Source organism: Pseudomonas sp. Sample_21 (assembly GCF_004307525.1).
Taxonomy (GTDB): Bacteria; Pseudomonadota; Gammaproteobacteria; order Pseudomonadales; family Pseudomonadaceae; genus Aquipseudomonas; species Aquipseudomonas atacamensis.
In genome coordinates this window covers 63,716-82,134 of sequence record NZ_RCNZ01000106.1, presented here as the reverse complement: position 1 = coordinate 82,134, position 18,419 = coordinate 63,716, and the positions used below count along the sequence as shown (strand labels likewise).

Sequence of the window (18,419 nt, the reverse complement as noted above, 5' to 3'; positions counted from 1 at the left end):
TCGGGGAGATGTTGATTGGCGGCGCGTGAAGGAGATTCACGAGTCGTTTAAATACAGCAACTCGGGGCTTGGCCCGGCGTCCCAAATGATCATTGCGATCGTGATGGCTGCGGTTGTTGGACCGGCAGCTTTGACGGCGATGAGTGGGATGGGCACGTTCTGGGCGGCATCTTATGCTGCTGTAGCTACCGGAGCAGCGACAAATGCCGCCACCAGTTTTATCAATAACGGTGGCAACCTTGGCGCTGTATTCAAAGATGTAACGTCTTCTGATGCGCTGGCTGGCTATGTTATTTCAGGAGTAACTGCTGGCCTGACGGCGGGCTACTTCGACAGCATTCTCAAGACCACAACAAATCCGATAACCGGCCAAGTCATGACTGACTTGAGCAGTCTGGAAGGCATTGGCCGTTTCGCCGGTAACCAGCTGCTGCAGAACATGACTTCCACTGTTTTGGGCGCGACTTTCGGTCAGCACGCGGATTTCGGTAATGCGTTGACGGGCGCTCTGTTGAGTACTCTGAACGCCGCGGCATTCAATGCTGTAGGCGATTTTGCTGCTAAACAGGGCTGGAAAGACGGCAGTCTCGAAAAAATCGCATTGCACGCGGTTGTTGGAGGGTTGCTGACTGAAGCTGCGGGTGGCGATTTCAAAACGGGTGCATTGGCGGCGGGTGCAAATGAGGCTCTGGTTACACAGTTGGCGACGCTGGTCAAGAACGACAGCAACCTGTTGTCGATGTCCTCCCAACTAGTGGGTATCGCTGCGGCAGCCGTAAGCGACGGTAACCTTCAAGAGGGCGCGACTATTGCGAAGGACGCTACTAACTACAACTACCTTATGCACCACGAAATCGTGGAAATGCTGGATGAGCAGGCAAAATGCGCATCCGAGACGTGCAAAGCAGAAGTGCGAGAGCGTTATGCCAATCTGGATGAGCAGCGAAATGCGGAGTTGGGTAGCCTCTGTCAGAAAAACTTGAGTGCCTGCAAGCAGCTTTCGGATCAGCTCCTAGCCGATCAGCCAAAAATTCGCGAACTGGCAGAGCAGCTGAGGCTCAGTGGGGATATATGTGCAGCTGCAAACGTAGGCTGGATCATTACGGAGAATAACCAAACTGCGCAAAACACGATCATCAGAGAGATTGTAGTTCAGCGTGATGGTGAAAGCGCCGCGTTTTGGGCAGATGCCGCAGGCGTAGCCGCAGATGTCGCGGGCGGTGGTAAACCGGGCGGTAGCAAAGGAACGACCAAAAACAGCGCTTCTCATTCACCAGATGTCGACGGTAATCTTGGTGGGTCTGGAGGCGTAAAGGGCGCGGGTGATATTGTTGTGCGCAGCGATGACGATTTCAGTGCCACCGTGAATGGAAACGGAAAACCGAAAGCGCATCTTAACGAAAATGGCGATTTAGTTCCGCCAAATATAGACGGGACCGGTAGCGTTCAATCACATGTACGCGGTGGTAACGCTGAAAACTCGCCGTATATTTCTGTTACCGACCCGAGCACAACGTCAAACCCAAAAGATTACGGTACGAACAAAATTGAGATTGACGTAAAAAGATTGCAACAGGACATTGATTCCGGTGTATTGCCAAACACTAAATTTTTGACAAATCAGGAAGTGACAACGGAGTTGCAGACGAAAGTCGATGCGGCGCGTGATAAATTTACGAACAATCCCACGCCAAAAAATCAAACCTCATTAGACAGAGCAGAGACAGATTTGGCAAGCGCTGCGAGGGATGGGGAATGTTTGATCAAAGGTTGTGTTCCGGCTGACTACATTAAACCGGTGAAAAAATAGGTGAAGGCGATGGATCCCAAAACATACGAACTGCTCAATGGTATTCCGGAACACGCCGATTACGCTGTGGAGGCGGGTGACCTTGACCGAGAAGACATTTCAGAAGAAAGAATGGCCGCAGTGAGGCAACTGCTCAACAGTGGGAATGAAATGGAGCGTTTTCAGGCTTCTAAACTTCTCACCAGCTGGGGCGTCCATAACGGCTTGATAGTGCTGGAAGAATATATGCGTCGCCCAGAGATTATTGAGGGTATTTATACCCATAGACTCCATGGGTACGATGATACATATCGGCATATATTGATGGCAGTGACGATGTATTTCGCAAATGCCGCTGAGGTCAGTGGAAAGGAATTAGCGAGGCGTCAGGTATATGATGTGCTTTCAAAAATAATCGCTCTGGCCAACGAGAGGCCTTTTGAAATATCGGAAATATATTCTTTCGTGCATCGTGAAAAGTATTCAGAGTACCTACCGCTGCTGAAGCAGCATTTGATCGCAATGGTTGAACATCCGGAACTTCATCGGTGGAAAATCAAGGATGCCATTGGTTTGATAATGGAATTTGACGCTGATTTTGTCAGAGCCTTATTGTCTGAGAAAAATAAAATTCTGGAAAATTTTGTGAAAAAATAAAAAATCAAATTTTCTGTGAAAAAGAATAGGTGGGGGTAGGTCACGTTTAGAAAACACTCTAAAAACTTGGTCTGTCCCCATTTCTCACTATTGAAGGCGGGTCTGACATTTATAATCATTTTTTTGGGGCGGTAGCCCGTCTAATTACAACCCGGTGAAGGACGCATTTTCCTACATTCCCGGAGGGTATGGCCCTGCAGTATATAGTGGCGGGGATCTTGTGTTTTCAGTTGGAGCAGGTTTTGTAAAAGTATCTTTGAAAGTCATCGCTGCGGATGGCCTCAGGTGAACTTCCTTGTTTGGTGTGACTGTGGTGCGAAATAAAAAATATTGTGCTTTAGCTGATTATGTACTTAAGTCTGGCAGGGTTCGTTTGGACTGTATTCATGACGATTACTTTAGTTATGGTTTTCTTGTTGATGGCTGTTATGTATTTGTTTTTTGAACCGGATTTTGAAATGGTGTTTAAATAGTTGTGCCTGCCGTTGTCTATTCTCATGTCTGTATATTGGGCTTCCAGCAAACTTTCAAAAATCAAAGATTATGTTGAAGGGGCGTAAAGGGGCGGAACACGAGGCTGATCGAGCATTGGTTAGCTCGCTCCCTGGTTACTTGTCTCGATGACTTACGTTAGATAAAATGATTGATGATTTTTCATGAGTGTCTTTAAGACTTAGAGTCAGAAGTGGTTGACCAGATTAGTGCCGCGACCAATGGAAGTAATGTTTTTGGCGGCCCAAAGTTTGCTGTTGAAGTCGAGGCAATGATCGGTCGTCGTGTGCAGCGAGGGAGCCCGGGACGGCCGAAAAAATCTACCATTTAGTAAAAGGTGGGCTGTCCCCCTTTTTCCCAAGAAGAATTTTTAGAGTTTAAGAAATGACCATTGATCAAGAAGTTTTTGATGACCTGTGGGACGGCAAAAAAAGTATCGGTTTTTTTGTTCAGTCAGCTCAGTGCTACTGGGTTGTTGATGAAAAACGTAATTTTACGCTTGACGTTGACAAGAGTCTTAGAGCGTCATTGAGTAACGGAACTATGACGCAAGAGCAATACGAACGATCCTGCCTGAAATTCAGGAATGGAATCTTGAAGATGACAGCTTAGAACTTTCCTTCGTATCTTCAAGGGCCGAGTGTGAAGATTTTGTTGTCTTCCGAATTGCAAGGCTTTATTGGGGCTGAGTCGGATGTTTTCGAAAGAATTGAAAACTACTATCTCACAGGCGAAGGTCTGGATTCGGAATTGTTCAAAAATGCAAATGTCATACGCTCGCGGCTTCCTCTGTTTTACGTGAATTTTGATCGAAAGATTTTCATGCATGTGGATGACGGTCGATTTCATGAGGAGTATGTGCATCCGGGTTGGATTGCTGAATCTAGCGATTTCAGCTACTTGATTCCGTCACGAGAAAAGTATTGGGTGGATGCAGGTAAAGATTTTTGGAAAGTCCGTTTTTTATAAACTAAATGCTGATATTTAATATATTGGAGGGTAAATTGGCGCAGGCCACCTTTGAATCACCTTTCAATTCGTGTCGAACGTAAAAAAAGCGAAAAAAAGGGGACCGTCCCCTTTTGTCACCGGCGGCGGTACAAAAGGCGCTAGGAGTAACATTGAAATGATTTACGGCGATCCGTTTATATTCTCAATTCAGTTTGATGTAGTGAGGGATTGGACTGATTCAAGTTGTTTCTGGGTAAACGGCTTGTTTTCGTTGTTTGTTGGTGGGGAAAGGCTCCTTGATGTCGTGGATGTCGTCGAACTTAAAACTGCCGTGAACTTCTACGCAAAAATGGAATTTGAAAATATAGAGGAGGGCGATTCAGCGATTTCTGCAAAAGAATTATTTGCTTCCGCGCATCGTTATTTCTTCAAAGGGGAGTCCGCCATTTTAGAAGGCGTGCAAGATATGACGTGCACCTTCTTGGGGGACGCCGGTCTGTTTATTTATTTTCAAAAAACGGAGCATGCGGACAGGCTGGTCTGGAGTAAAGACTTTGGCAACCTTGTCCATGAGGCGTTGCTGCCTCGGGGGGCAGTGAATGGCGTAATTGAAGGTATTGATGAATTTTAGAGTTCGCAGCGGCATGGATGGGCAGAATGTCCTGATGTTCAAGTCCATTACTGTCTTTTGACTTTATTTAATGGTGGTTGTAGCGGGGCAGGTTTGTTGAGCCCGACAAATCTGGCCGCTACTCTTTGAAAGGGTAATAAAAATTGATTAAACCCGGACTTTTGCTGCCTTTTGTTTTCCTGATTGCAGGCTGCCATTCCAACGTCAGAGACTCTTCCCCCAGTCTTTTAAAGGAGGGTGTCCAACTTCAGCAAAAAACGGTAACACCAGATGCACAACACGCCAAAATCATCATGAAAGCGACAGGTTACACATACCCTGTCGAGTTCTCGGTTCGCCAGGCTTCAGATCCCGATCGGCGAATGGAAGTGCTGGGTACTGTGGTGGATTCCGGGCGGGGCAAGGTATTCGGCTGGATCGCCAAAGTCAGCGAAGCGGCCAATAGCGCCACGTTCAAGCACTTCCCTCAGTTGGAAACGCAAGCCAATGCCGACGAACCTTTCGAGGTGTCGGGGCGTTCCAACGGCATGGGCACTGGCAATACTTATAGCTGCGGGCCGCTGAACAGTACTTTTACCCCGGAGCGAAGCAAGGTCTACCTGGTGGAGTTTCAGTTTGTTGGGCAGGCTTGCGAGCAGCATGTTTACGATGTCACCCGGCCGGGTCAGCGTAGCCTCATCGGAACCTGAGCCATTTGAAATTAAATATTCATTTCCCTGACAACCTGATCTCCGATGACTTGCTCAGACAGCAACGGATTCCGTGTATTTGCAAGGTTTCAACGCAATTCGAAATTTCCTTCTCGGATACAGTCCCTGAATCATCCGGGATCGTATCGGGCTGGAGTCGTGAGGAACTGGAACGACGTGCGGTCGCCGGGGCGGGTGGTCAATACACCCACTATGCCAATGGTCTGATTACCTTGGGTAAAATTAGCGAAGGCTTGTACCAGATCATTGATCTTGAAATGTTCTACCGAAGTTTTGGTTGGTGCGCCGTTTTCCGAGATGGCCAATACGCACCCGCTGGCAATTTTTGGGACGACGAGCCGACGTAAAACTAAAACGCCCCGAACTCTGCCGGGGCGTTTTAATTTACCGGGCCGAGCCAGTAGGGGGTTACCGAAACGCCGGCACCACATCCCTGATAAACAACTCCAGCGATTTCTTCTTCTCTTCATGCGGCAAGCTGTTGTCACACCAGAAACTGAACTCATCCACCCCCAGTTCCTGGTAGTACTTGATCCGCGGAATGATCTCTTCCGGCGTGCCGATCATCGCGGTCTTGTGCAGGCTCTCCAGCTCAAACTCCGGACGTCCGGCAAACTTCTCTTCCGGGCTCGGCGCGAGGAAGCCGTTGACCGGTGTCTGCTTGTTACCGAACCACGCATCAAAGGTGCGATAGAAACGTGAGATCGCTTTCGCGCCGACTTTCCAGCCGTCCGGGTTATCAGCGGTGTGCACGTGGGTGTGGCGCAGCACCATCAGTTGTGGGCGCGGTACGTCTGGGTTGTTGTCCAGTGCGGTCTGGAATTTGTTCTTCAGGTCGAGGACTTCTTCGTCGCCTTTCATCAATGGCGTGACCATGACGTTGCAGCCGTTGGCGACGGCGAAGTTGTGCGAATCCGGGTCGCGGGCGGCGATCCACATGGGTGGGTTGGGCTTCTGGATCGGCTTCGGCACGCTGGTGGAGGTGGGGAATTTCCAGATGTCGCCGTCGTGGGCGTAGTCGCCTTGCCACAGGGCACGGACCACCGGGACCATTTCGCGCAGGGCCTGGCCACCGCTCGAGGCGGGCATGCCGCCGGCCATGCGGTCGAATTCAACCTGATAGGCGCCACGGGCGAGACCGACTTCCATGCGGCCGTTGCTGATCACGTCGAGCAGGGCGCATTCGCCGGCGACGCGTAGCGGGTGCCAGAACGGCGCGATGATGGTGCCGGCGCCGAGGTGGATGGTCGTGGTTTTTGCTGCGAGGTAGGCCAGCAGCGGCATCGGGCTTGGGGAGATGGTGTATTCCATGGCGTGGTGTTCGCCGATCCACACGGTGCTGAAACCGCCAGCCTCGGCCATCAGCGTCAGTTCGGTCAGGTCTTCGAACAGTTGGCGGTGGCTGACGCTTTCGTCCCAGCGTTCCATGTGTACGAACAGGGAAAATTTCATGACGCTACCTCGAGTCTTTTGTAATTGGCCGGTCGTATGCGGGCCTGTCGAACTGACGTGAGCGCTGTGCGCTCGCGAGTCTTCTCACCATTCAAGCACGCCTTCGAGGACGGCTGTTCGGTTGATTGAATATTGGTATACCATAATACGGAATATCCGCAAAATATTTCTGACCGACACTTCGAACAAGGAAGGCGCAAGCAATGAACATAAAACAAAAACTGACTCTGGCGTTTGCGGTAATCGCCAGCCTGCCGGTGTTACTGGTGGCAGCGCTGATCATCCTCAATGTCCGCGAGGGCGCGCGCGACACCTTTACCGACAGCACCGGGCGCGAGGTGCGTCAGGTGGAAAACGCGATGCAGCTGTTTTTCGAGGGCATCAGCCAAAACGTTGCCTATCTGGCCGAGCATCCGCAACTGCAGAGCATCGACACCAGCCTCAAACGCTACCTGAGCAGCGACGCCGCGCAAGTGCCAATGGGGCCGCAGGATCAACAGCTGTTCAAACTGTTCGACGGTCTGGCTAAGGCGCATCCGGCCTACACCTATCTATCTGTCGGCACCGAGCAGGGCGGTTATCTGTTCTGGCCGGGCGATGCGAAGTTGGCGAACTACGATCCGCGCACCCGGCCCTGGTACAAAACCGCGATGGCCAATCCCGGCAAAACCCTGCGCACCGAGGCCTATTACTGGGCGGCGGATGACGTGGTGCTGGTGAGCACTGTGCGCAGCTTCAACAACCAGTTGGGCAGCAATGCCGGTGTGGTCAACATCGATGTGTCGCTCAAGCAATTGACCGATCTGGTCAAGCAGATCCGCCTCGGCGAGAGCGGTTATCTGATGTTGATGGAAGCCAACAACACCGTGCTGGTCGACCCGAGCGATCCGGCGCACAACTTCAAGAAACTCAGCGATCTCGGCGACGGTTATCAGCAACTGGCCGAGGCGGGCAAAGGCCTGGTCGAGGTGCAACTGGCCGGCGAGGATTACATGGCGCTGGTCTGGCCCTCGCAGGCGTTGGGCTGGCGGTTTGTCGGCTTGGTCAAGGCGAGCGAAGTGATGGCCGGGGCGACGCATTTGACCTGGCTGATCGGCGCGATCGCTGTGGTTTGCGCACTGTTGTTTGCAATGGCCGGCGCGTGGTTTGCCGGGTTGATGGTCAAGCCGATTCGTGGTGTCGCCAGCGGACTCGAAGGCATTGCCCAGGGCGAGGGCGATCTGACTGCGCGACTGGAAGTACGTGGGCAGGATGAAACCGCGCAACTGGCGGGCTGGTTCAACCAGTTTCTTGAAGCGATTCGTACGTTGATTCAGCGCATCGGCCAGGCAGCGGGGCAGATTCACAGCAGCTCTGGCAGCGCCACCGAAGTCTCGGCGGAAATGGCCGACGTCGCTTCGCGTCAGCGTGAGGCGGTGGACATGGTGTCTACGGCGTTTCACGAAATGGTCGCCACTTCCAACGAGGTCGCGCGTTCGTGCAGCCAAGCGGCCGATTCAGCAGACAACGGTCAGCGTCAGGCACACACCGGGCAGCAGCAGATCGACGCAGCGGTCAGCAACGTCGGGCGCCTGAGTCAGGAGATCGGCCACAGTGCCGAGTCGATGCAGCAACTGGAACAGGACAGCAACGACATTCAGTCGATCCTCGGCACCATCCGCTCGATTGCCGAGCAGACCAATCTGCTCGCGCTCAACGCCGCCATCGAAGCCGCGCGCGCCGGTGAACAGGGCAGGGGCTTTGCCGTGGTCGCCGATGAAGTCCGGGCGCTGGCCAAACGCACCTCGGATTCCACCGGTGAGATTGACGCACTGCTCGGCAATCTGGCGCGGCGCACCCACCAGATGGGCAAGCAGATGCACGCCAGCCTTGAGGTGTCGCAGGAAACCGTGGTGTCGATCAACGAGGCACGGGCGAGTTTTGAGTTGATCCGTGAATCGGTCGACGTGATCCGCGACATGAACACCCAGATCGCCACGGCGGCGGAGGAACAGCATCAAGTGGCAGAGGACATCAATCGGCACATCAGCCAGATTCATGGCGATGCGCAGTTGGTGGCGAGCCTGGCGGATTCGACTCGGCAGGATGCGCAGAACCTGACGGCGTTGTCGCAGACGTTGAATCAGTTGGTGAGCCGGTTTAGGACCTGACACGGTCGCCCAGGCAACACCAAAACCTGTGGGAGCGAGCCTGCTCGCGAAGGCGTCGGGTCAGTCAAAAATGTAACAACTGACCCATCGCTTTCGCGAGCAGGCTCGCTCCCACATGGGATATCCGAGATCTGGTGAAATCACGCCACAACCGGCAACGCGCCCATCTTGCCGTGGCAATACACCAGCGGTCCGGCGACCTGCTCGGGGACGATCAGGTTCTTCACCGCGCCGACCATGATCGCGTGGTCGCCACCTTCGTATTCACGCCACAACTCGCACTCGATCACCGCCGTGGCATTGGCGAGGATCGGGTTGCCCAGTTCGCTCAACGTCCACTCGATGCCCTGCGCCTTGTCCTTGCCTTTGCGCGCGAAGGCATAGGCCTCGCTTTGCTGCACGCTGGACAACAGGTGAATCGCAAAGCGTTTGTTCTTGATCAGCACGGGATAGGAGTCGGAGCTGTAGTTGGGGCAGAACAGAACCAGCGCCGGGTCCATCGACAGCGAGCTGAACGCGCTGGCGGTCAGGCCGACGATCTGACCGTCGTCGTCCAGCGTGGTGATAACGGTGACGCCGGACGGGAACGAGCCCATGACTTGTTTGTAAATGGCAGCATCGATCATTGGGTGGTCCTCGGGTGGTGTGACGCGGTTTTTATGGTTTGTAGGTCTGATGGTATACCGTAATACATATCTTGCAAGAGCTTTTCTGGTGAACCGATAAACGTGCCGCTTTCGTCGGAAACTCAGTGTTTATGGGGCTTTCAGCTAGCCGGTCAGGGGTGGGATCAGCGAGGATAGCGGATCAGACAGCGACAGAATCAGCGGATCAGGCTTGTGCAAAGTTTGGAATACCATAATATGGTCTGCATCTGAGGGGCGACCCAAGAGTCCTCCCGGTTTGGCTTCATACAAAGATAAAAACAGACAAACTCGAGTTCATGCATATGTCCCAGATGTCCCGGCAAGATCCGTTGATCGAGAATCATACGGTCGATTACGTCCCACTCGCGGAACGCCACGGGAAGGCCCGCGATCTGTTCACTCTTTGGTTCAGCACCAACATCGCGCCACTGCCCATCGTCACCGGCGCCATGGTGGTTCAGGTGTTCCACCTCAATCTGTTCTGGGGGCTGCTGGCGATTGCGCTGGGGCATATGATCGGCGGCGTGGTGATTGCGCTGGCCTCGGCGCAGGGTCCGCGCATGGGCATTCCGCAAATGGTCCAGAGTCGCGGTCAGTTCGGTCGTTATGGCGCACTGCTGATCGTGTTCTTCGCGGCGCTCATCTACATCGGTTTCTTCATTTCCAACATCGTGCTGGCGGGCAAATCCATCGTCGGCATTGCGCCGTCAGTGCCAGCGCCGCTGAGCATTCTGATCGGCGCGCTGGCCGCCACGGCGATCGGTGTGATCGGCTACAACTTCATCCACACCCTCAACCGCATCGGCACCTGGGTGATGGGCGGCGCATTGCTCGCAGGCTTCATCTACATCTTCGCCCATGACTTGCCGGCGGACTTCCTGACGCGCGGCAGTTTCAATCTCTCAGGCTGGCTGGCGACGGTGTCGCTGGGGATCATCTGGCAGATCAGCTTCTCGCCATACGTCTCCGACTATTCGCGTTATCTGCCAGCAGACATCGGTATCGCCAAACCCTTCTGGGCGACGTATCTGGGCGCGACGCTGGGCACGATTCTGTCGTTCAGTTTTGGCGCGGTGGCAGTGCTGGCGACGCCGGAAGGCACTGAAGCGATGGCGGCGGTCAAGCAGTCCACCGGCTGGCTGGGGCCGATTCTGATGGTGCTGTTTCTGCTCAACATCATCAGCCACAACGCGCTCAATCTGTATGGCGCGGTGTTGTCGATCATCACCTCGATTCAGACCTTCGCCAGCCAGTGGACGCCGAGCATCAAGGTGCGCGTGGTGCTGTCGAGCGTGATCCTTGCCGGATGCTGCGTGGTCGCCCTCGGTGCTTCGGCGGATTTCATTTCCGAGTTCATTGGACTGATTCTCGCGCTGTTGCTGGTGCTGGTGCCATGGGCGTCGATCAACCTGATCGACTTCTACCTGATCAAGCGCGGCAACTACGACATCGCCTCGATCTTCCGCGCCGACGGTGGCATCTACGGGCGCTTCAACCTGCACGCGATCATTGCCTACTTCATCGGCATCATCGTGCAACTGCCGTTTGCCAACACCTCGCTGTACGTCGGGCCATACGCCAATCTGGTGGAAGGTGCTGACCTGTCGTGGCTGGTTGGCCTGGTGGTAACGGTGCCGCTGTATTACTGCCTGGCAACTCGCGGTCAGGCGCAGCAGAGCAGGGCGGCCAGACTCGGCTATACCGACTGATCCCAACGGCAACACAGCAATGCCCGGCCCAGCGCCGGGCATTTTTGTTTGCGCATTTCAGCGGTCAAGCAAATTGGCCATATCGATCCCCTTTTGGCCTGCCGCCTACTGTCATCGCGCTACGCTGTCAGCAAGAATCGAAACCATAACAACAGGCTCGACCTTTTTTGCCCTTGGCTATCGTTACAGCCACTGCCGTGTACAGAACATAAAAACCATCGATCTCACGTCGCATTCGGGGAAACAACCATGGTCACGATCAAACGCATTCTGGGCGCCACCGTGTGTGGCCTGACGCTGCTGGCCAGCGCCGTCCAGGCCGAGCAGCGCGAACTGCGGGTGTACAACTGGGCGGATTACATTCTGCCGTCAGTGCCCAAGGACTTCGCCGAGCAAAGCAAGATCAAAGTGACCTGGGACACCTTCGACACCAACGAATCCCTGGAAGCCAAACTGCTCACCGGCAACTCCGGTTACGACCTGGTGGTGCCGTCCAATCAGTTCATCGAAACCCAGATCAAGGCCGGCGTGTTCCAGAAACTCGACAAGTCGAAATTGCCGAACTGGCAGCACCAGGATCCGGCGTTGCTCAAGTTGCTCGACGCCAACGACCCCGGCAACCAGTACGGCGTGCCGTACATGTATGGCACCGTGCTGATCGGCTTCAACCCGGCCAAGGTCAAGGCCGCCCTGGGCGACAACGCGCCGGTGGACAGTTGGGATCTGGTGTTCAAGCCCGAGAACATGGAAAAACTCAAGGCCTGCGGCGTGGCGATGCTCGATTCGCCGTCGGAAATTCTGCCGCTGGCCCTGCATTACCTTGGCCTCGATCCGAACAGCCAGAACCCGGCGGACTATGAAAAGGCCAAGGCCTTGATGATGAAGATTCGCCCTTACGTGACCTATTTCAACTCGGCCAAGTACATGACCGACATTGCCAACGGCGACATCTGCGTGGCGATCGGTTATTCCGGCAGCTTCTACCAGTTCGGTAATCGCGCCAAAGAGGCGGGCAACGGCGTGGTGGTCGACTGGCGTTTGCCGAAGGAGGGCGCGCCGATCTGGTTCGATACCTTCGCCATTCCGAAGAGCGCGAAGAACGTCGCCGAGGCCCACGAATTCCTCAACCACTTGCTTGATCCGAAAGTGATCGCCCCGATCAGCGATTTCCTCGGGTATCCGAATGCCAACAAGGACTCGATGCCGCTGGTCAACAAGGACATCACCGACAACCCCAACCTGACCCCGACCAGCGAGGCGCTGAAAACCCTGTACGTGGTGCAACCGTTGCCGCAGAAAATGGAGCGGGTGCGCACGCGGGTGTGGACCAGTATCAAGTCCGATAAATAAGAGCACCGCACTTCAAATGTGGGAGCGAGCCTGCTCGCGAAAGCGGTGTGTCATTCAACTCCTACGTTGAATGATCCGGCGTATTCGCGAGCAGGCTCGCTCCCACAGGTGGGGTTGGGTGGTGTCATTCGGTGCGGCGTTCTGCCTCGCGGCTGGTCACCAGACTCAACAGCACCGAACCCAGAATCACCGACCCGACGATTGCCAGCGACCATTCCACCGGCATGTGGAACCACGGCATCAGCACCATCTTGCCGCCGATGAACACCAGCACGATCGCCAGCCCGTATTTGAGCAGGTGAAAGCGATCAGCCATGTCCGCCAGCAGGAAGTACAGCGCGCGCAGACCCATGATCGCGAAGATGTTCGAAGTGAAAACAATGAACGGGTCGGTGGTGACGGCGAAGATCGCCGGGATGCTGTCGACGGCGAACATCAAGTCGCTGGCCTCGATCAGCACCAGCACCAGGAACATCGGCGTTGCCCAGCGCACGCCGTTCTGCAGGATGAAAAACTTCTCGCCGTGAAAGCCACTGGTGATGCGCATATGCCCGCGCACCCAGCGCAGTAACGGATTCTTTTCCAGATCCGGTTGATGATCAGCGAAGATCAGCATCTTGATCCCGGTGATGATCAGGAACACACCGAAGGCATACAGCAGCCATTCGAACTGCGACACCAGCCACACCCCGGCAAAAATCATGATCGCGCGCATGACGATCGCGCCGAGCACGCCGTACAGCAGCACTCGTCGCTGCAATTCCGGTGGCACGGCGAAGTAGCTGAAGATCATCACGAAGACGAACATGTTGTCGATCGACAGCGACTGCTCGATCAGATAGCCGGTGAGAAATTCCAGGGTTTTCTGTCGGGCGATTTCACCGCCGAATTCACCGTGCAGATACCACCAGAGCAATCCGGCGAAGCTCAGCGCCAACAGGCACCAGGCAATCACCCAGGCCGACGCTTCCCGCACCGACACCCGGTGCGCCTTGCGCCCGCCGAAGACAAACAAGTCCAGGGCCAGCATGGCCAGAACGAAGACGATGAAGGCGCCCCACATCCAGGGTTCGCCGATGTTGATGTTCGTGGCAGGCATGGCACGCTCCCCTGTCTTGTTACTTGCAGTGTTATCGCTGATTCAACGGCACGCGCATCCCCTGTGGGAGCGAGCCTGCTCGCGAATGCGATGGAACAGTGAAGTTGAGGTTGCTGACCCACCGCGTTCGCGAGCAGGCTCGCTCCCACAGGGATCATCTTCTCTTCTCGATCAAAGTCAGACGGGGCCATGCTAGCGACGGATCAGGAGCAAAGAAAAATCGTTTATTTCTGACTGACAGTTCGGCAAAAACGAAGTGTTAGCGGAAAAACTCCCCCGGCGTCTCACCAAACTGCTGACGAAACGCGGCGATAAACGCCGAGGTCGAGTCGTATCCACAAGCCAGTGCAACGTCGGTGACACGCTCGCCTTTTTCCAGCGGGGTCAGGGCCCCGAGCAAGCGCAGGCGCTGGCGCCAGGCGCGGAAGGTCAGGCCGGTGTCGCGCAAAAACAGGCGCGTCAGAGTCTTTTCGGTGACACCGAATTTTTCGCTCCAGTGGCTCAGGGTGGTCTGCTGCTCCGGGTGTTGCTCCAGGCTCTGATAGATCTGCTTCAAGCGCGGGTCTTGCGGCAGCGGCAGCATCAAGTCGATGGTCGGCGCGTCGGCCAATTGATCAAGGATCACCTGGGCCAAGCGTCCGTCAGGGCCGCTTTCGTCGTATTCCACTGGCACCTGACTGAAGGCGCGAATCAACTCCCTGAGCAGATCGCTGACGCCGAGCACATGGCAATGCTCGGCGGCCCAACCGGTGACGCTGCTGTCGATGTACAGGCTGCGCATTTCCGTATGCGGTGCGCTGAACACCCGGTGCGGCACGCCGGCCGGAATCCACACCGCACGCTCCGGCGGCGCGACGAATCGGCCGGCGCTGGTCTGCACTTCGAGCACGCCCTGAATCGCGTAGGACAACTGCACCCACGGATGACTGTGGCGACGGGTGAGGGCGCGATTGGGCAGCGATTCGGTGCGTCCATACACGGGGCGCGGCAGGCTGGGCAGCCCGGGAACACTGCGGCGAACGCTTTTGGCATGTCCTTTAGGCGGCATCTTGCGGCTCTTCGGCGTTAGTCGGTAATTACCAGTCACGTTAGAGTCGTCGGCACGCACTGGCAACCCCCGGATGAATCTCATGACGCGCCCACGTTTTCTGCCCGATAACTTCACGCTGACCTTGATCGGCGTTGTGCTGCTGGCGAGCTTCCTGCCGGCCAGCGGCCAGGTCGCGGTCGGCTTCGGCTGGCTGACCAACATCGCCATCGCCCTGCTGTTTTTCCTGCACGGCGCCAAGCTGTCGCGCGAATCGATCATCGCCGGCGCTGGCCACTGGCGTCTGCATCTGCTGGTGTTCGGCCTGACCTTCGTACTGTTCCCGATCCTCGGCCTAGCGCTGAAACCGCTGTTGTCACCGCTGATCGGTGATCAGCTGTACATGGGCATGCTCTACCTCTGCGCATTACCGGCGACCGTGCAGTCGGCCATCGCGTTCACTTCGCTGGCGCGAGGCAATATTCCGGCGGCGATCTGCAGTGCGGCGGCGTCCAGTCTGTTCGGGATTTTCCTTACACCGCTGCTGGTGACGTTGCTGCTCAACGTCCACGGCGACGGCGGCTCCACCCTCGATGCGATCGTCAAGATCAGTGTGCAATTGCTCCTGCCATTCATTGCCGGGCAGATCGCCCGCCGCTGGATCGGCGCGTGGGTAGGGCGCAACAAGAACTGGCTGAAATTCGTTGATCAGGGCTCGATTCTGCTGGTGGTCTACGGCGCATTCAGCGAGGCGGTCAACGAAGGCATCTGGCAGCAGATTCCGTTGTTCGAGTTGCTTGGCCTGGTGGTGGTCTGCTGCATCCTGCTGACGTTGGTTCTGGTGGCATCAATTCTGTTGAGCAAAGCTTTCGGCTTCAATCAGGAAGACCACATCACCATTCTGTTCTGCGGCTCGAAAAAGAGCCTGGCCACCGGCGTGCCGATGGCGCAGGTGTTGTTCGCCGGCAGCACCATCGGCGTGCTGATTCTGCCGCTGATGTTGTTCCACCAGATTCAGCTGATGGTCTGCGCGGTATTGGCCCAGCGCTATGCGAAACGACCGGAGTCGGTGCCGGATCTGATGGCGCAGGTTGATCCGTAAAAGCGCTTCACAGCCCCGAATACTTGACCGCCGCTGCCGCCCGCGTCGGCACATCCAGCGTGCGCAGCAACGAAGACACATGGATGCGTACCGTGAACGGGGAGATATCCAGTTCACGGGCAATTTCCTTGTTGGTCTTGCCTTGCGCGATCAAACGCAGCACGTCCTGCTGACGCGGCGTCAGCGTCGTCGCGGTTTCCAGCGGCAAGAGGCCGGACGGCGCTGACTTCACCAGCACCTCGCCTTCACGGATCGCCAGAATCGCCTGACCGATTTCATCCGGTGCAATGTTCTTGCCGATAAAACCGTCAATGCCCGCCGCCATGACTTCACTGATCAGCGCCTGATCGTCAACCATCGACACCACGATCAGCGTGGTGCGCGGCAATCGTTGGCGCAAGTCGGCGAGTTGAGTGATGCAGGTCAGTCCGGGAAAGCGCAGATCGAGTATCAGCGTGTCCTGCTCGTTGTCCTGTGACAGCAGCTCGAGCACAGCGTCGAAGTCGCCGGCCTCGCAGATATCCGCTTCGGGCAGCAAGCGCTGCACGGTGCGCAGCATTGCCTCGCGAAAGAGCGGGTGATCGTCGGCTATGATGATCCGGCACGTCATGATGCGACCCTCCCTGGGTCAGGCGTGATTCAAGGCCTGCACCTTAGCACTGGACGCGAAGGTTGCCTGTAGGCTGCTTCCGAAACTGCAATCGCTGCACAAGGACGTTTCCCATGAAGTTCGAGAAAAACACCGAACTCGACCAAGCCAATCTGCGCATCATCATCGCCGCCATCGCGGTGGTTTACATGGTCGTACTGGTCTTTTTGCCGGGCCATCGCTTCGAGACCTACCTGCCGGTCATCACCTACATCAGTCTGTTCCTGCTGGCGTCGATCGTGTTTCGCCAGGCCATTGCGCGCTGGCCGGGGCATTACCCGGCGCGGCGGATTTTTGCCATGGTCCACGATTACACCGGCACCTGTTTTGGACTGGTGATCGGCGGCGAAGCGGCGCTGCCGTTGTATGCGGTGATGGTCTGGGTCAATCTCGGCAACGGCATGCGCTACGGCTCGCGCTATCTGGCGATTGCCACCGGCCTTGCATTGGTGGCGCTGCTGGTGGTCTATCGCCTGACGCCGTATTGGCAGGCGCAGCCGTTCATGGTGTTGATGCTGTTGATCACCAGCACGGTGATTCCGTTTTATGCGCACTTGCTGCTTGAGCGCACGCGCAAGGCGTCGGAAGATGCGCTGGCGGCGAATCTGGAAAAGTCGCGCTTCCTCGCGCAGGCCAGTCATGACTTGCGTCAGCCAATTCACTCCATCGGACTGTTTACCGCGTGCCTGCGGGAGTCGCGCTTGGGTGATGAGGAGCGGCGGTTGGTCGACAACATCGACCGCTCACTGCTCAACGTCTCGCAGTTGTTCCGCTCGATTCTCGATCTCTACACCCTCGATAACGGCCGGGTTGAAGCGAAAATGCAAACGCTGAACCTCGGTGAATGGCTCGCGGACATCGTCCGCCAACATCAGGAAGCGGCACGTTGGGGGGGCGTCGAGCTGCGGCTGCGACCGTGCAACCACTGGGTCAGAACCGACCCGGCGCTGCTGGCGACCATGGTGCAGAACGTGCTCTCCAACTGCTTCAAATACGGCGCGCAACGACCCGTGCTGATCGGCGTGCGTAAACGTGGGGCAGGGCTGGCCATAGTCATCTACGACCGCGGCAACGGCATTGCCGAAGAGCATCTGCACAAGGTCTTCGAGGAGTTTTATCGCGTGCGGCAAGTGCGCGACAAAGACGTCGAAGGCGTGGGGCTGGGCCTGTCGATCATCAAGCGTCTTGGTGAACTGATCGATGTGCACGTTGCTCTGCGTTCACAGTTGGGGCGCGGCACAGCTGTGACGCTTGCGGGGTTGCCGATCGTGGCGGCGCCGCAGTCACCGGTGGTTCGCAGTGAAGCGCGGCAGGTGGGTTTGTTGACGGGGCTGAAGGTCTGCCTGGTAGAGGATGATCGCAACGTGCTGCTGGCGACTTCAGCTTTGCTTGAACGTTGGGGCTGCGTGGTGCAGGGCGAGTGGTCGGCTGAAGATCTGGTCACCGACTGCGACATCATCGTCGCCGACTATGACCTGGGCACTCACGCCACTGGCATCGAATGCATTGATGAAGTGCGCAGGCAGCGCGGCTGGGCCGTGCCGGCGATGATCATCACCGGGCACGACGTCGAGAAGATTCAGGCAGCCTTGCACGACCGCCAGATTGCGATTCTGTCGAAACCTGTGCGCCCGGCCGAGTTACGCGCGACGTTGCGCGCCCTGCGTGATCGACAAGGCGCAGCGGTTGAACAGATGCTGTAAAGGCCAATGTAAACGGGCGGCTCAGGAGCTCGCCCGTTATTTCGCGGCGATTATTGTGGGCTGTTGAACTGGTCGGAATAGCTGCCGGTCATCAGCGCCGATGCCACGCGATCAGAACCGACTCCGACCCGGGAGTAGGCCACTCGGTTGACGCCGGTGCGGTCGGCCCCATCCGCTGCCAATGCTCCGGCACCGACACGATCAGCGCCATCGGCAGCCACAGCGCCGGCACCGACGCGATCAGCACCATCGGCAGCCACAGCGCCGGCACCGACGCGATCAGCACCATCGGCAGCCACAG

Annotated in this window: 18 protein-coding genes; 12 read left to right on the top strand and 6 right to left on the bottom strand. The window is 56.3% G+C overall.

All coding sequences use genetic code 11. The features are described from left to right. The 7 genes from D8U71_RS20570 to D8U71_RS20545 all read left to right on the top strand — a co-directional run. Positions 1-1,810, top strand: a 1,810-nt coding sequence (locus D8U71_RS20570) for a DUF637 domain-containing protein (RefSeq protein WP_177434929.1), incomplete at its 5' end; no start/stop codon positions are given. 9 nt (positions 1,811-1,819) lie between these two features. After that, positions 1,820-2,446, top strand: coding sequence for a hypothetical protein (locus tag D8U71_RS20565; RefSeq protein ID WP_016775043.1), 627 nt, complete (start codon positions 1,820-1,822; stop codon positions 2,444-2,446). A gap of 876 nt (positions 2,447-3,322) precedes the next feature. After that, positions 3,323-3,550 carry a hypothetical protein gene (locus D8U71_RS28660; protein WP_241664249.1) on the top strand — a complete coding sequence of 76 codons (228 nt, stop codon included), beginning with the start codon at positions 3,323-3,325 and terminating at the stop codon, positions 3,548-3,550. A 30-nt stretch (positions 3,551-3,580) separates the two neighbouring features. Continuing rightward, a complete protein-coding gene (locus D8U71_RS28655) occupies positions 3,581-3,907 on the top strand; it encodes a hypothetical protein (RefSeq protein ID WP_241664248.1) in 327 nt (108 codons plus the stop codon). A 157-nt stretch (positions 3,908-4,064) separates the two neighbouring features. After that, entirely contained in the window at positions 4,065-4,520 is a 456-nt protein-coding gene (locus tag D8U71_RS20555) for an Imm42 family immunity protein (RefSeq protein WP_125918453.1), read from the top strand. Positions 4,521-4,666: 146 nt separating this feature from the next. Continuing rightward, on the top strand, positions 4,667-5,209 hold the full coding sequence (locus D8U71_RS20550; RefSeq protein WP_125918489.1) for a hypothetical protein: 543 nt from the start codon (positions 4,667-4,669) through the stop codon (positions 5,207-5,209). Positions 5,210-5,214: 5 nt separating this feature from the next. Beyond that, positions 5,215-5,577 (top strand): hypothetical protein, encoded by a 363-nt coding sequence (locus tag D8U71_RS20545; protein WP_125918454.1) that lies wholly within the window; start codon positions 5,215-5,217, stop codon positions 5,575-5,577. 61 nt (positions 5,578-5,638) lie between these two features. Here the strand turns inward: D8U71_RS20545 and D8U71_RS20540 are convergent, their stop codons facing one another. Further along, a complete protein-coding gene (locus D8U71_RS20540; protein ID WP_110603706.1) occupies positions 5,639-6,682 on the bottom strand; it encodes an LLM class flavin-dependent oxidoreductase in 1,044 nt (347 codons plus the stop codon). Positions 6,683-6,885: 203 nt separating this feature from the next. On the opposite strand from D8U71_RS20540, the gene D8U71_RS20535 reads away from it, so the two are divergent. Continuing rightward, the gene (locus D8U71_RS20535) at positions 6,886-8,832 is read left to right on the top strand and encodes a methyl-accepting chemotaxis protein (protein WP_122602395.1); all 1,947 of its coding nucleotides are present in this window, start codon (positions 6,886-6,888) and stop codon (positions 8,830-8,832) included. A 140-nt stretch (positions 8,833-8,972) separates the two neighbouring features. Here D8U71_RS20535 and D8U71_RS20530 read toward each other — a convergent pair whose 3' ends face one another. Then, positions 8,973-9,458: a flavin reductase family protein gene (locus D8U71_RS20530; RefSeq protein WP_016775037.1), complete on the bottom strand. Its 486-nt coding sequence runs from the start codon at positions 9,456-9,458 to the stop codon at positions 8,973-8,975. A gap of 323 nt (positions 9,459-9,781) precedes the next feature. On the opposite strand from D8U71_RS20530, the gene D8U71_RS20525 reads away from it, so the two are divergent. Together D8U71_RS20525 and D8U71_RS20520 are read left to right on the top strand one after the other, a co-directional pair. After that, positions 9,782-11,188, top strand: a complete 1,407-nt coding sequence (locus D8U71_RS20525) for a cytosine permease (protein ID WP_016775036.1) — start codon at positions 9,782-9,784, stop codon at positions 11,186-11,188. Between the two features lie 249 nt (positions 11,189-11,437). Next, positions 11,438-12,538 (top strand): polyamine ABC transporter substrate-binding protein, encoded by a 1,101-nt coding sequence (locus tag D8U71_RS20520; RefSeq protein ID WP_016775035.1) that lies wholly within the window; start codon positions 11,438-11,440, stop codon positions 12,536-12,538. A 124-nt stretch (positions 12,539-12,662) separates the two neighbouring features. Here D8U71_RS20520 and D8U71_RS20515 read toward each other — a convergent pair whose 3' ends face one another. Beyond that, positions 12,663-13,637 carry a TerC family protein gene (locus D8U71_RS20515; protein ID WP_130888551.1) on the bottom strand — a complete coding sequence of 325 codons (975 nt, stop codon included), beginning with the start codon at positions 13,635-13,637 and terminating at the stop codon, positions 12,663-12,665. A 259-nt stretch (positions 13,638-13,896) separates the two neighbouring features. After that, positions 13,897-14,685 carry a helix-turn-helix transcriptional regulator gene (locus D8U71_RS20510; protein ID WP_016775033.1) on the bottom strand — a complete coding sequence of 263 codons (789 nt, stop codon included), beginning with the start codon at positions 14,683-14,685 and terminating at the stop codon, positions 13,897-13,899. Between the two features lie 82 nt (positions 14,686-14,767). Between D8U71_RS20510 and D8U71_RS20505 the strand changes: the two genes are divergently transcribed. Next, positions 14,768-15,766, top strand: a complete 999-nt coding sequence (locus tag D8U71_RS20505) for a bile acid:sodium symporter family protein (protein WP_130888550.1) — start codon at positions 14,768-14,770, stop codon at positions 15,764-15,766. A gap of 7 nt (positions 15,767-15,773) precedes the next feature. Here the strand turns inward: D8U71_RS20505 and D8U71_RS20500 are convergent, their stop codons facing one another. Beyond that, a complete protein-coding gene (locus D8U71_RS20500) occupies positions 15,774-16,376 on the bottom strand; it encodes a response regulator transcription factor (RefSeq protein ID WP_130888549.1) in 603 nt (200 codons plus the stop codon). Positions 16,377-16,489: 113 nt separating this feature from the next. Here D8U71_RS20500 and D8U71_RS20495 point away from each other — a divergent pair, with 113 nt between their 5' ends. Continuing rightward, positions 16,490-18,118, top strand: coding sequence for a HAMP domain-containing sensor histidine kinase (locus D8U71_RS20495; RefSeq protein ID WP_130888548.1), 1,629 nt, complete (start codon positions 16,490-16,492; stop codon positions 18,116-18,118). 50 nt (positions 18,119-18,168) lie between these two features. Here D8U71_RS20495 and D8U71_RS20490 read toward each other — a convergent pair. Then, positions 18,169-18,419 (bottom strand): hypothetical protein (locus D8U71_RS20490; RefSeq protein WP_194088189.1); only part of this gene is annotated, 251 nt, incomplete at its 5' end.